Origin of the sequence: Paraburkholderia sp. CNPSo 3272 (genome assembly GCF_024206495.1) — a bacterium.
Classification (GTDB): Bacteria; Pseudomonadota; Gammaproteobacteria; order Burkholderiales; family Burkholderiaceae; genus Paraburkholderia.
In genome coordinates this window covers 26,237-40,363 of record NZ_JAMBPQ010000045.1, presented here as the reverse complement: position 1 = coordinate 40,363, position 14,127 = coordinate 26,237, and the positions used below count along the sequence as shown (strand labels likewise).

At 64.3% G+C, this 14,127-nt stretch carries 11 protein-coding genes; 8 read left to right on the top strand and 3 right to left on the bottom strand.

What is annotated here, in order from left to right; translation table 11 throughout:
• Positions 1 to 51: 51 nt before the first annotated feature.
• Positions 52 to 501, bottom strand: coding sequence for a ribonuclease HI (gene rnhA, locus M3I53_RS32585; protein WP_254319924.1), 450 nt, complete (start codon positions 499 to 501; stop codon positions 52 to 54).
• A complete protein-coding gene (locus M3I53_RS32580; RefSeq protein ID WP_254319923.1) occupies positions 498 to 1,391 on the bottom strand; it encodes a class I SAM-dependent methyltransferase in 894 nt (297 codons plus the stop codon). Before M3I53_RS32580 ends, rnhA begins: the two co-directional genes overlap by 4 nt.
• Positions 1,392 to 1,411: 20 nt before the next feature.
• Between M3I53_RS32580 and gloB the strand changes: the two genes are divergently transcribed.
• From gloB to M3I53_RS32550, 6 genes are all read left to right on the top strand, one after another.
• Positions 1,412 to 2,248 (top strand): hydroxyacylglutathione hydrolase, encoded by an 837-nt coding sequence (gene gloB, locus M3I53_RS32575; protein WP_254319922.1) that lies wholly within the window; start codon positions 1,412 to 1,414, stop codon positions 2,246 to 2,248.
• Between the two features lie 154 nt (positions 2,249 to 2,402).
• Entirely contained in the window at positions 2,403 to 4,046 is a 1,644-nt protein-coding gene (locus tag M3I53_RS32570; RefSeq protein ID WP_254319921.1) for a transglycosylase SLT domain-containing protein, read from the top strand.
• 613 nt (positions 4,047 to 4,659) lie between these two features.
• Positions 4,660 to 5,799: a glutamine-hydrolyzing carbamoyl-phosphate synthase small subunit gene (carA, locus tag M3I53_RS32565; RefSeq protein WP_254319920.1), complete on the top strand. Its 1,140-nt coding sequence runs from the start codon at positions 4,660 to 4,662 to the stop codon at positions 5,797 to 5,799.
• 141 nt (positions 5,800 to 5,940) lie between these two features.
• Positions 5,941 to 9,195 carry a carbamoyl-phosphate synthase large subunit gene (gene carB, locus M3I53_RS32560; protein ID WP_254319919.1) on the top strand — a complete coding sequence of 1,085 codons (3,255 nt, stop codon included), beginning with the start codon at positions 5,941 to 5,943 and terminating at the stop codon, positions 9,193 to 9,195.
• A gap of 218 nt (positions 9,196 to 9,413) precedes the next feature.
• Entirely contained in the window at positions 9,414 to 9,890 is a 477-nt protein-coding gene (gene greA, locus M3I53_RS32555) for a transcription elongation factor GreA (protein WP_028206648.1), read from the top strand.
• 87 nt (positions 9,891 to 9,977) lie between these two features.
• Positions 9,978 to 10,439 (top strand): DUF4149 domain-containing protein, encoded by a 462-nt coding sequence (locus tag M3I53_RS32550; protein ID WP_254319940.1) that lies wholly within the window; start codon positions 9,978 to 9,980, stop codon positions 10,437 to 10,439.
• Positions 10,440 to 10,494: 55 nt separating this feature from the next.
• On the opposite strand, the gene M3I53_RS32545 is transcribed toward M3I53_RS32550, so the two are convergent.
• A complete protein-coding gene (locus M3I53_RS32545) occupies positions 10,495 to 11,040 on the bottom strand; it encodes a YhbY family RNA-binding protein (RefSeq protein WP_254319918.1) in 546 nt (181 codons plus the stop codon).
• 274 nt (positions 11,041 to 11,314) lie between these two features.
• On the opposite strand from M3I53_RS32545, the gene M3I53_RS32540 reads away from it, so the two are divergent.
• Both M3I53_RS32540 and ftsH read left to right on the top strand, forming a co-directional pair.
• Positions 11,315 to 11,977, top strand: coding sequence for an RlmE family RNA methyltransferase (locus tag M3I53_RS32540; protein WP_254319939.1), 663 nt, complete (start codon positions 11,315 to 11,317; stop codon positions 11,975 to 11,977).
• A gap of 198 nt (positions 11,978 to 12,175) precedes the next feature.
• Complete coding sequence (ftsH, locus tag M3I53_RS32535) at positions 12,176 to 14,062, top strand: ATP-dependent zinc metalloprotease FtsH (protein ID WP_254319917.1); 1,887 nt, start codon at positions 12,176 to 12,178, stop codon at positions 14,060 to 14,062.
• Positions 14,063 to 14,127 lie beyond the last annotated feature (65 nt).

Here is a 14,127-nt window from a genome sequence, read left to right as displayed (position 1 = left end):
AAAGCGTGAAAGCGTGGGGCAGCCGCGAAGCGGTCCTGGAAAGCCGCCGTCTCAGAGTTCGGCGAGCGTGGCGACGCCGCGGTTCGCGAGCGCGTCGGCGCGCTCGTTCTCCGGGTGGCCGGCGTGACCCTTCACCCAGCGCCACTCGATCTCGTGCTGGCCGACGAGCGCGTCCAGACGCTTCCAGAGGTCGTCGTTCTTGACCGGCGTTTTGGCGGCCGTCATCCAGTTCTTTTTCTTCCAGCCGTGAATCCACTCGCTGATGCCTTTTTGCACGTACTGCGAGTCGGTGTGCACGATCACCTTGCACGGGCGCTTGAGCGCGTCGAGTGCGGCGATCACCGCCATCAGCTCCATGCGGTTGTTGGTCGTGCCGGCCTCGCCGCCGAACAGTTCTTTTTCCTGCGCGCCAAAGCGCAGCAGCGCGCCCCAGCCGCCGGGGCCGGGGTTGCCCTTGCAGGCGCCGTCCGTGAAGATTTCGACGAAGTCGGGTGTGCTCATGAGTCCTTGTTGCGTGTTGGGGAGGGGGTGGTCGCCGCGGGCTTCAGGCTCGCGGCCAGCACCGGCTTCTTGACCTTCAGTGGGGCGACGAGACGCATGCCGCGCACGCGCTTGATCGCCGTCACCATATAGATAGCGCCGAAAATCGGCCACCAGCGGTCGCCGGCGGCTTCCATGAAGCCGTAGCGGCCGAGCCACTGGTCTGTCGCGAGCGGCGGACGATAGCAGCCGAAGCGCCCGCGTTCAAGCTCGAAGCCAAGCAGCTTGATCCAGTCTTTCAGACGCGTGAAGGCGATCAGGTCCTGGCGCGCGGGCAGGAACGGATGGCCGGTCAGCTTGCCGGCCGACTGGCGCGCGCCCCACAGCGAAAGCGAGTTGAACCCGACGATCAGCAGTTGCCCTTCGGGCATCAGCACACGTTCGGCTTCGCGCAGCAGGCGGTGCGGGTCGCTCGTGAATTCGAGCGTGTGCGGCATCACGATGAGGTCGACGCTCTGCGCCTCGAACGGCAGATCCAGATAGTCGCACCAGACGGTGCTGCGGCCCGCGGGCGCGTGAAGCAACGTGCTGCCGCCCGCGGCCGGGGTGCGGTCTGGTGGTGCGCCGCCCGCGTCGGGCGACGTTTGCCCGACGTTCGGGTGCGCGTGGGCCGACGCGCCGGGTACGGAGTAGGGGGCGCTCGCGGCGCTGGCGGCGTCGAGCACGAGGCCGCGGCACGACATGCGGTTTTCACGCAGGGCGTCGAGCTGCGGGAGGCCGAGCTGCAGCGCATGGTAGCCGAATATGTTCGACACCACGCGGTCGAGCTGCTCCTGCTCCCAGCCGAGCACATACCTGCCAGCGGGCGAGGCGGTCCAGGCGGGCCAGTCTATAATCAATCGGTCAGACATGTCGAAGAATACGTCGCCCCATGAAGAGTCCGCTTGAGTACGCGCGTTCGAGCGATACGTGCGCTTACGAGTACGTACCGGTTCCGGCTTTTGAAGACAATTACATCTGGGTCGTTTCGGACGGCCGGAATGCCGTTGCCGTCGATCCGGGCGACGCCGCTCCGGTTCGCGCGTACCTCGCGAAGCGCGGCTGGCGGCTCGTCGCTATTTTACTCACCCATCACCACAACGACCATGTCGGCGGTGTGGCGGACCTGCTCGCCGACGCCCGCGTGCCCGTATATGGCCCGGCCGGCGAGGCGCTCGGCCCGCTCGACGCGTTCGTCACGCGCGTGAAGGGCGGCGACGCCGTCCATCTGGAGGCACCCGCGCTCGACCTGACGGTGCTTGACGTGCCGGGTCATACGCGTGGCCACATTGCGTATTTCCAGGCAGCGGATGCCGCTGGCACGCCACACGTGTTCTGCGGCGACACGCTGTTTGCCTGCGGCTGCGGCCGTCTCTTCGAAGGTACGCCCGCGCAGATGCTCGACTCGCTCGACGCGCTCGCGGCGCTGCCCGGCGATACCCATGTGCATTGCGCGCACGAATACACGTTGTCGAACATTCGCTTCGCGCTCGCCTGCGATCCTGATAACGCCGATCTGCGCGACTGGAGCCGCGAGGCGGCGGCGCTGCGCGAGCGCGGCGTGCCGACGCTGCCCACGACGATCGCGCACGAGCGCGCCGTCAATCCTTTCCTGCGCGCGGGCGATGCGGCGGTGCAAGCCGCGCTCACCGAGGCGCTGCACGAATCGGTGCCGGACCGGCTGGCGGCTTTCGCAATGATGCGTGAATGGAAGAATCGGTTCCGCTGACCCAGCCGGGTTAGGGGGCATGCTCAACCCAATCGTATGGAATCACGCCCAAGCTGCGGATTTCATGGCTTTTTTTCCATTAATTCCGATTGACGGAAACCGGCACGTTCCGTACTATCGGCTGCAAATTCCAGCCATGCGGATGTAGATTTTCATGCGATTCATAATCAGTGCGCTGCTGGTCCTCATGCTCGCCGCCTGTGCGAGCGGGGGACCGTCTGCGAGTTCTCAAGCACCAGCCAACGCCCAGGCCAACGCCGACCTCATTCGTAAGACCTCCGCTGCGAAAGAAACCATTAACGTCGATCAAGGCTCCGTCGATCAGTTGACAAGCCCCGACGCCGACCTCTGGGGACGCATTCGCCGCGGCTTCCAGATGCCCGACCTGCAGAGCGACCTCGTCGACATGAACGCCAACTGGTACGCCCAGCGGCCGGACTACGTCGCGCGCATGACCGAGCGTTCGCAGAAGTACCTCTATCACATCGTCGAAGAGCTCGAGGCGCGTCACATGCCTACCGAGCTCGCGCTGTTGCCGTTCATCGAGTCCGCCTATAACCCGCAGGCGCTGTCGGTTGCGAAGGCCGCCGGCATGTGGCAGTTCGTGCCGGGCACGGGGCGCACCTACAACCTCAAGCAGAACATGTGGCAGGACGAGCGCCGCGACGTGCTGGCCTCGACGAGCGCCGCGCTCGACTATCTCTCGCGCCTGCACGACATGTTCGGCGACTGGTATCTCGCGCTGGCCGCCTACAACTGGGGCGAGGGCAACGTGCAGCGCGCCATCGCGCGCAACGAGGCGGCGGGCCTGCCGACCGACTATCAAAGCTTGCGCATGCCCAGCGAAACACGTAACTACGTGCCGAAGCTTCAGGCGGTCAAGAACATCGTGATGAACCCGCAGCAGTACGGGCTCACGCTGCCATCCATTCCGAACCACCCGTATTTCGTGACGGTCACGACCTCGCACGACATCGACGTGGACGTCGCCGCCAAGCTCGCGAACATGACGACCGACGAGTTCCGCTCGCTCAATCCGTCGTTCAAGAAGCCCGTGATTCTCGGCGCGACCGACCCGCAGATCCTGCTGCCGTTCGACAACGCGAGCGCGTTCGAGCGCAACCTCAAGGCATATTCCGGCCAGCTTTCGTCGTGGACCGTCTACACGACCGACTCGCGCGCCACGCCGGCGGCGATCGCGCAGAAGATCGGGGTGGACGCCGACACGTTGATGTCGGTGAACAAGATTCCGGCGGGCATGCGCCTGAAGGCGGGCTCGACGCTCGTGGTGCCGCGCACCGACGACGGCGACGACGAGGACATCAGCGCGGACGTGGCGGAAAGCGCCGTGCTGGCCATGGAGCCGGACGTGCCCGACACGCGCAAGATGCTCATTCGCGTACGCCGCAAGCAGTCGATGGAAGCGGTGGCGAGCCGCTATGGCGTGTCGCTCGGTCAGTTGAAGGCATGGAACAAGACCCGCCGCGACTCCGTCGCACCGGGCCAGGTGCTGGTTTTGCACGTGCCGGTCAACAAGGCGATGCCGAGCGAGCCGGGGCCGGAGCGTCTGGCAACGAACGTTTCCGGCGGTGGCGTGCAGCGAATTGGCACCCGCGTTGCAGACACCGGACCGAAGTCGCGATACGATAAGAAGCACGGTCGCGCGCGCACCGAGGTTGTCAAGGTTTCCGAACCTGTCAAGGCGAAGACGGTCAGCGCTGCGCCCACCAAGGCGTCGAAGGGTGCGGCGAGCCGCCCGAAGGCCGAAACCCACGCGCAGAAGCACCATACAAAATAGCGGCTGGCGAAGGGTGCTCACACATGCGTTGCGGGGGCAGCGCATGGTATTTCGCTCCGATCACTTTTCCGTTTTTGTTGTGTTTGACGCCGTCACCCCGCCAGGTGGCGGCGTTTTCATTGGCGGGTGTATGGACCGCAGACTGGGTAGCAGGTGTGCGGGGACATGTGTAACCTTCGGACTGTGCCGAACGGGCGGCGCTTGCCGCAGCGCCTCTGCCCGCTATAGTGGAAAGGGCCGCGCACCGGGCTGTGAGCACGCTCCCCGTCGCAAGCGTCATCCTGAAATTTGAAGGAAAGGTGACTTTCGCGCTATAATTTCAAGGTTTGAGCTTATCAACCCGCACCCTAGCGCCTACCTCCTCCCATCCGTTCATCCGCCGCCCGCGCTTCATCGTCAACTGGCCGGCTGCCGCCCGATCCTGCGTCACAACCGCGCGCTCGTGGCCCGGCGCCACACGGTCGACTGCACGAAGAGGTCGCGCAAGCGAGCGAGCCGCGCGCGCATCCTGATCCTCACAGAAAAGGATGCCGACGCCGCAGCCGCTCCCAGGTCGCAAGATCGCAACGTCGGATAACAGGTCGGCACAGGGTGCTCCCCCAAGGAGTCTCCCGTGTTGCCGTCATTCTCTCCCGCTCTGCTCGCGCTCGCCGACGGCACGGTCTTTCGTGGTTACTCGATCGGCGCGCCGGGTCATTCGATCGGTGAAGTCGTGTTCAACACGGCTATCACCGGTTATCAGGAAATCCTGACCGACCCGAGCTACGCTCGCCAGATCGTCACCCTCACGTATCCGCATATCGGCAACGTCGGCGTCAACGCCGAAGACGTCGAAGCCACGAAAGTCCATGCCGCCGGTCTGATCATCCGCGACCTGCCCGTGCTCGCCTCGAACTTCCGCATGGAACGCACGCTCGGCCAATATCTGAAGGACGAAGGCGTAGTCGCCATCGCCGGCATCGATACGCGCAAGCTCACGCGTATCCTGCGCGACAAGGGCGCGCAAAATGGCGCGATCCTCGCAGGCTCCGACGACGAGGCGAAGGCCATCGAACTCGCGCGCTCGTTCCCGGGCCTCGCAGGCATGGACCTCGCCAAGGTCGTGTCGACCGGCAAGCCGTATCAGTGGAACACCACGGAATGGCGCCTGGGCGAAGGCTACCGCACGCAATCGGCGCCGAAGTACAAGGTCGTGGCGTTCGACTACGGCGTGAAGCAGAACATCCTGCGCATGCTGGCCGAGCGCGGCTGCGACGTCACGGTGCTGCCGGCACAAGCCACGGCTGAAGACGCCTTCGCGCTGAACCCGGACGGCGTGTTCCTCTCTAACGGCCCCGGCGACCCGCAACCGTGCGACTACGCGATCAAGGCGACGCAAGCCTTCATCGAGCGCGGCATCCCGACCTTCGGCATCTGCCTTGGCCACCAGATCATGGGCCTCGCCGTGGGCGCGAAGACCATGAAGATGAAGACGGGCCACCACGGCGCGAACCATCCGGTGAAGGATCTCGGCGACGGTCGCGTCGTCATCACGTCGCAGAACCACGGCTTCGCGGTGGACGCCGCGACGCTCCCCGCGAACACGCGCGTCACGCACGTTTCGCTGTTCGACGGCACGCTGCAAGGCTTCGAGCTGACCGACAAGCCCGCGTTCTGCTTCCAGGGCCACCCGGAAGCATCGCCGGGTCCGCAGGACATCGGCTATCTGTTCGACCGCTTCACGGCGCTGATGGACAAGGCGAAGGCGGCGTAAGCGCCGTATCGAGCGCAAGAGAGAAGCAGGGTGCGCAGCGAGCCGGTTTGAAGAACGGCCCACGCGCGCACCAGGGCGGCAAGCTGAGTCACCCGCGAGCCGCCAGACGTAAAAGACACAGGAATATTTAGCGAGAGCGTTATGCCCAAGCGGACAGACATCAAGAGCATTCTCATCATCGGCGCGGGTCCGATCATCATCGGCCAGGCGTGCGAGTTCGATTATTCGGGCGCGCAGGCATGCAAGGCGCTGCGTGAGGAAGGCTACAAGGTCATCCTCGTCAACAGCAATCCGGCGACGATCATGACCGACCCGAACACGGCCGACGTCACCTACATCGAGCCGATCACGTGGGAAGTGGTGGAGCGCATCATCGAGAAGGAGCGCCCCGACGCGATCCTGCCGACGATGGGCGGCCAGACCGCGCTGAACTGCGCGCTCGACCTTCACCACCACGGCGTGCTGAAGAAGTACGACGTCGAGCTGATCGGCGCTTCGCCGGAAGCCATCGACAAGGCCGAAGACCGCCAGAAGTTCAAGGACGCGATGACGAAGATCGGCCTTGGTTCGGCGAAGTCGGGCGTCGCGCACTCGATGGAAGAGGCGATCAAGGTGCAAGGCGAAATCGCCGAAGTCACCGGCTCGGGCGGCTACCCCGTCGTGATCCGTCCGTCGTTCACCCTCGGCGGTTCCGGCGGCGGCATTGCCTACAACCGTGAAGAGTTCGAAGAGATCTGCAAGCGCGGCCTCGACCTCTCGCCCACGCGCGAACTGCTGATCGAAGAGTCGCTGCTCGGCTGGAAGGAGTACGAGATGGAAGTGGTCCGCGACAAGGCGGATAACTGCATCATCGTCTGCTCGATCGAAAACCTCGACCCGATGGGCATCCACACCGGCGACTCGATCACGGTCGCGCCGGCGCAAACGCTCACTGACAAGGAATACCAGATCCTGCGCGACGCCTCGCTGGCGGTGCTGCGCGAGATCGGCGTGGATACGGGCGGCTCGAACGTCCAGTTCTCGATCGACCCGCGCACGGGCCGCATGATCGTGATCGAGATGAACCCGCGCGTGTCGCGTTCGTCGGCGCTGGCTTCGAAGGCCACGGGCTTCCCGATCGCCAAGGTCGCGGCCAAGCTGGCCGTGGGCTACACGCTCGACGAGCTCAAGAACGAAATCACGGGCGGCCAGACGCCGGCTTCGTTCGAGCCGACTATCGACTACGTCGTCACGAAGATTCCGCGTTTCGCGTTCGAGAAGTTCCGCGAAGCCGACCCGCGCCTGACCACGCAGATGAAGTCGGTGGGCGAAGTCATGGCGATCGGCCGTACGTTCCAGGAGTCGTTCCAGAAGGCGCTGCGCGGCCTCGAAGTCGGCGTGGACGGTCTGGACGACAAGACCACGAGCCGCGACGAGATCATCCGCGAGATCGGCGAAGCCGGTCCGGACCGCATCTGGTACGTGGGCGACGCGTTCCGCGTGGGCATGACGCGCGAAGAGATCTTCGAGGAAACCGCGATCGACCCGTGGTTCCTGGCGCAGATCGAAGAGATCGTCAAGAAGGAAGAGGCCTGCAAGGGCCGCACGCTCGAAAGTCTCTCGAAGGACGAGCTGCGTTACCTCAAGCAAAGCGGTTTCTCGGATCGCCGTCTGGCGAAGCTGCTCGGCAGCAACGCCACGGACGTGCGCCGCCGTCGTATCGAGCTGAACGTGCGCCCGGTCTACAAGCGCGTTGACACCTGCGCGGCCGAGTTCGCGACGAAGACCGCCTACATGTACTCGACCTATGAGGAAGAGTGCGAGGCCAACCCGACCGCCAACAAGAAGATCATGGTGCTGGGCGGCGGCCCGAACCGGATCGGCCAGGGTATCGAGTTCGACTACTGCTGCGTGCACGCCGCGCTCGCCATGCGCGAAGACGGCTACGAAACGATCATGGTCAACTGCAACCCCGAGACCGTTTCGACCGACTACGACACGTCCGACCGGCTGTATTTCGAGCCGCTCACGCTCGAAGACGTGCTCGAAGTCGTGGACCTGGAGAAGCCGGTTGGCGTGATCGTGCAGTACGGCGGCCAGACGCCGCTGAAGCTCGCGCTCGACCTCGAGGCGAACGGCGTGCCCATCGTCGGCACGTCGCCGGACATGATCGACGCCGCGGAAGACCGCGAGCGCTTCCAGAAGCTGCTGCAGGACCTGAAGCTGCGCCAGCCGCCGAACCGCACGGCGCGCGCCGAAGACGAAGCGCTCAAGCTCGCCGACGAAATCGGCTACCCGCTCGTCGTGCGTCCGTCGTACGTGCTGGGCGGCCGCGCCATGGAAATCGTCCACGAGCCGCGCGACCTCGAGCGCTACATGCGCGAGGCCGTGAAGGTGTCGAACGACTCGCCGGTGCTGCTCGACCGCTTCCTGAACGACGCGATCGAATGCGATGTGGACTGCATCTCCGATGGCACAGACGTGTTCATCGGCGGCGTGATGGAACACATCGAACAGGCAGGCGTGCATTCGGGCGACTCGGCCTGCTCGCTGCCGCCGTACTCGCTGTCGCAGGAAACGGTTGCCGAACTCAAGCGTCAAACGGCCGCGATGGCCAAGGCACTGAACGTGGTCGGCCTGATGAACGTGCAGTTCGCAATCCAGCAAGTGCCGCAGGACGATGGCTCGAAGAAGGACATCATCTACGTGCTGGAAGTGAACCCGCGCGCTTCGCGTACCGTGCCGTACGTTTCGAAGGCGACCAGCCTGCCGCTCGCGAAGATCGCGGCGCGCGCGATGGTCGGCCAGAAGCTGGCGCAGCAGGGCGTGACGAAGGAAGTCGTGCCGCCGTACTTCAGCGTGAAGGAAGCGGTGTTCCCGTTCATCAAGTTCCCGACCGTCGACCCGGTGCTCGGACCGGAAATGCGTTCCACGGGCGAAGTGATGGGCGTGGGCAAGACCTTCGGCGAAGCGCTCTTCAAGTCGCAGCTCGCAGCGGGCTCGCGCCTGCCGGAGTCGGGCACCGTCTTCATCACCGTGATGGACGCCGACAAGCCCAAGGCTGTCGAAGTCGCACGTATGCTGCACGAACTCGGCTACCCGATCGTCGCCACGCGCGGCACGGCTGCCGCGATCGAGGCGGCCGGCGTGCCGGTGAAGGTCGTGAACAAGGTGAAGGACGGCCGTCCCCACATCGTCGACATGATCAAGAATGGCGAGATTTCGCTCGTCTTCACGACCGTCGACGAGACCCGCTCGGCGATCGCGGATTCGCGTTCGATCCGCATGAGTGCGCAGGCCAACAAGGTCACCTACTACACGACGATGTCGGGCGCACGCGCGGCCGTCGAGGGTCTGCGCTACCTGAAGAACCTGGAAGTCTATGATTTACAAGGCCTCCATGCTCGCCTAAACTAAGGCTTCAATTGTCTGTCTAACGCTCGACGAGGCAGGCTAAAAAAGCTGAATGTGCCGCGGTTAAGCGGCGTCCCCACAGGGTTTTCAGGCTGCGCCAGACCGCGCAGCCGCCCTCGCGGGATGCACTTAACCGCGGAATTTTTTTATGGCCGCGACGTGCGCGACGAGCGTGCGTGGCGCGGCCTCCTTTAGGCCCTTTTGGGCCGTACGAGTTGTTTATGAGCACGATTCCCTTGACCAAGCGCGGTGCAGACCAACTCCGCGGAGAGTTGCAGCGCCTCAAGTCCGTCGAGCGTCCGGCGGTCATCAATTCGATCGCGGAAGCGCGCGCGCAGGGCGATCTGTCGGAAAACGCGGAATACGACGCCGCAAAGGAAAAGCAGGGCTTCATCGAAGGCCGTATCGCCGAGATCGAGTCGAAGCTGGCGGCCGCGCAGATCATCGACCCGGCCACGCTCGAAGCGGACGGCCGCGTGGTGTTCGGCTCGACCGTGGATCTCGAAGACCTCGATTCGGGCAAGACCGTGACCTACCAGATCGTCGGCGACGACGAAGCCGACCTCGAGCACGGCCTGATCTCGGTCAGTTCGCCCATCGCGCGCGCGCTGATCGGCAAGTCCGAAGGCGATGTCGCCCAGGTGCAGGCCCCCAGCGGCGTGCGCGAATACGAAGTTATCGAGGTTCGCTACGTCTGAGGGCGCGTCGACGTGAGTACTGCAAGCCACGTGGGTTCCGCCACTCCTGTTTCGCTCGTTCCGCACCGGCTCTTCGGGCTGCTGGCCATGCTGTGGGTCGGCAGCCAGCTGACCATCGGCTATGCAGTCGCGCCCGTCCTGTTCGCGTCGCTCGAAAGGGCGGTGGCGGGCGAACTCGCCGCGCAGCTGTTTCGCCTCGAAGGCCTGATCGGCGCGGTGTGCGGCGTGCTGCTGCTCGGGCTCTCGAGCGTGCTCGTGCGCCGCGGCGCGTTGGGCTATCGCCGGCTGCGCTGGATTCTGGCCGTCATGCTGCTGTGCGTGCTGATCGGCTATTTCGCGCTGCAGCCGTTCATGAACGCGTTGCGCGTTCAGGCGATGAGCGCGGGCATGGACGTGGCCAGTTCGCCGTATGCGAGCCGCTTCGGCTTGCTGCACGGCGTGTCGAGCCTGTTCTATCTCGTGCAGAGCCTGCTGGGTGCGTGGCTCGTCTGGCTGCTGCCGTCGGCACGCGGCACGCCGGCGCAGCGCATGGAAGCCGCTCCGCGCTGAACGGGTCCTGAGGCCGGTTCAGGCGAAAAAAAGCGCGGCTCGAAGGCCGCGCTATTTACTTCGAACCCTGGTGGGCCCGCTTGGAACTGGTTTGGCGCTTCTTGGCGCGCTTGATGTTGCCGCCTTGCGTGACGCGCTCGTTGCCCTTGACCGTCACCTTTTGCGCCTTCGGCTTGCGCAGGGGGTTGTCGCTCGCCTTGACGACCTTGACGGTGCGCGGCGCGGCGCCACGCTTGCCCGCTTCACGCGCGCTCGGCACGTCGCCGGCCGGGCGCGACACGGTGCCGCGGGCGCCGGCGCGCGCGGTCGTGTCCTTCGCCTTGGCTTCCTCGGGCTTGTAGATGACGAGCAGCTTGCCGATGTGCTGGATCGGGGCGGCGCTCAGGCGATCGCAGATCTCTTCGTAGATCGCGAGGCGCTCTTCGCGCTCGTCGCCGAACACGCGCACCTTGATGAGGTGGTGCGCGCTAAGGTGAACCTTGATTTCCTTGAGGACGGCGTCGGTCAATCCCTCGGCGCCGATGAGCACGACCGGTTTGAGCGCGTGAGCCTGGGAGCGCAGTTCGGAGCGCTGTTCGGCGGAAAGAGTGAGGGCGGGCATGGGATGTGGCAGACTCGACTAAAATGACGGCGCCGCGCGGGTCGACAGGCGTGAATTGAGAACCTGGGCAGACGTGGATTGCGGTCCGCGAAAAGCGGGCCGCCAGCGGGCAAAGCGCGTCGGAACAACGGAAAACCGTGGGGAACGGCAGGGCGCGGGCCAAAAACGCCGGCGGAGCAACGAACATCCGGCCAGGCGGGCCGCGACGGCCGCACGAATAAAACGCGTATTATCCGCTAAAAGCGCGGAATCACGCAGCAAGAGTTCATCCTTAATGGCAAAAAATCGCTTCAACCAGTCGTGGCTGCACGACCATATCAACGATCCGTACGTGAAAATGGCGCAGCGGGAGGGCTATCGTGCCCGCGCTGCCTACAAGCTGAAGGAAATCGACGAGCAGGACAAGCTGATCCGCCCGGGCATGGTGATCGTGGACCTGGGCGCGGCGCCCGGCAGCTGGAGCCAGTACGCCCGCAACAAGCTCGCGCAGGGCACGAAGCGCGACGAAGAGCGGCAGGGTGGGATCGACGGCACGATCATCGCGCTCGACCTCCTGCCTATGGAACCCATCTCCGACGTGCAGTTCCTGCAGGGCGACTTCCGCGAGGACGAAGTGCTCGCGCAACTGGAAGAATTGGTGGGCGGCCGCCCGGTCGACCTTGTAATTTCGGACATGGCGCCCAATCTCTCGGGGGTCGCGTCGGCCGACGCGGCGCGTATCGAGCACGTGTGCGACCTCGCGCTCGAGTTTTCGCAGAATCATCTAAAAGCCGATGGAGCCCTCTTGGTCAAATGCTTCCACGGCAGCGGTTACAGCCAGATCGTCGAGAAGTTCAAGCAGCAGTTCAAGGTCGTGGCGGCGCGCAAACCGAAGGCTTCGCGTGATAAATCGTCCGAAACGTTTATATTGGGTAAACATCTGAAGCGCCCGTGTTAAACGGGGCATGATTGCCGGATAAAAGGCGCAATCTGGTCGCAAAACGACCGCAAGAGGCGGTCAGGACAAGGCGCTCGGGCTATTCCTGCGGTAGCGAAACGTTATGGCAGGGGTCCGTGTACTGGATTAGAATGCTTTGGTGGTGTCGCAGTCGCAAGGCAAATGTAGGCGCCCATCTATGAGTGAAGGAGTGGTGCTTTGAACAACAACATGTTTTCGAAGGCAGCAGTGTGGCTGGTAATCGCACTGGTGCTGTTTACGGTGTTCAAGCAGTTCGACAAGCCCCGTGTCCAGGAAGGCGTTTCCTATTCGCAGTTCATGGACGACGCGAAGAACGGCAAGGTCAAGACTGTCGTGGTGCAGGGGCGGAACCTCACGGTCACTCCGGCTGATGGCCAGAAATACCAGATCGTCTCCCCAGGCGACATCTGGATGGTCGGCGACCTGATGAAATATGGCGTGCAGGTGAGCGGCAAGGCCGACGAAGAGCCGAACGCGCTCGTTTCCGCGCTGTACTACCTCGGGCCGACCATACTCATCATCGTGTTCTGGTTCTACATGATGAGACAGATGCAGGGGGGCGGCAAAGGCGGGGCGTTTTCCTTTGGTAAATCGCGCGCCCGCTTGATCGACGAGAACAACAACGCAGTCAACTTCTCCGACGTCGCGGGCTGCGACGAAGCGAAGGAAGAAGTGTCCGAACTCGTCGACTTCCTGCGCGATCCGCAAAAATTCCAGAAACTGGGTGGGCGTATCCCGCGCGGCGTGCTGCTGGTCGGCCCTCCGGGCACGGGTAAGACGCTGCTTGCGCGCGCCATTGCCGGCGAAGCGAAGGTTCCGTTCTTCAGTATTTCGGGTTCGGACTTCGTCGAAATGTTCGTCGGCGTGGGCGCGGCCCGCGTGCGCGACATGTTCGAGCAGGCCAAGAAGCATGCACCGTGTATCGTGTTCATCGACGAAATCGACGCGGTCGGCCGCCATCGTGGCGCCGGCATGGGCGGCGGCAACGACGAGCGCGAACAGACGCTGAACCAGATGCTGGTCGAGATGGACGGCTTCGAGGCGAACTCGGGCGTCATCGTGATCGCGGCAACCAACCGTTCGGACGTGCTCGACAAGGCGCTGCTGCGTCCGGGCCGTTTCGACCGTCAGGTGTATGTGGGCCTGCCGGACATCCGCGGCCGCGAGCAGATCATGAAGGTGCACCTGCGCAAGGTGCCGATCGCGAACGACGTGGACGCAGCGGTGATCGCCCGCGGCACGCCGGGCTTCTCGGGCGCCGACCTCGCGAACCTCGTGAACGAAGCCGCGCTGTTCGCGGCGCGCCGCGGCAAGCGCATCGTCGAAATGCAGGACTTCGAAGACGCGAAGGACAAGATCTTCATGGGTCCGGAGCGCAAGTCGGCGGTGATCCGCGAAGAAGCGAAGCGCGCCACGGCGTACCACGAGTCGGGTCACGCGGTGATCGCGAAGCTGCTGCCGAAGGCGGACCCGGTGCACAAGGTCACGATCATCCCGCGCGGCCGCGCGCTGGGCGTGACGTGGCAGTTGCCCGAGCACGACAACGAAACGTACTCGAAGGATTACCTGCTGGATCGTCTGGCTATCCTGTTCGGCGGCCGTGTGGCGGAAGAGCTGTTCATGAACCTGATCAGCACGGGCGCCTCCGACGACTTCAACAAGGCGACGCAAACGGCCCGCGCCATGGTCACGCGCTTCGGTATGACCGACGCGCTCGGACCGATGGTCTACGCCGACGACGACAACGACGGCGGCCCGTTCGGCAAGGGCTTCACGCGCGCGATCTCGGAAGCGACGCAGCAGAAGGTCGACGCGGAAATCCGCCGAGTGCTCGACGAGCAGTACAACCTCGCGAAGCGCCTGCTCGACGAGAACCGCGACAAGGTCGAAGCCATGACCGCGGCACTCATGGAGTGGGAAACGATCGACGCCGACCAGATCAACGACATCATGGCCGGTCGTCCGCCGCGCTCGCCGAAGAGCACGCCGTCGCCGGGCGACGCGTCGTCGGGCGGCAGCGCGGGCACCGAGGTCAAGCCCGGTAGCGCCACCGCACCGGCGTGATCCTTATCGAGTAAAGTTGCGGGCCGGTGTGATGTTCACATCGGCCCGTTTTGCATTTCTGGCGT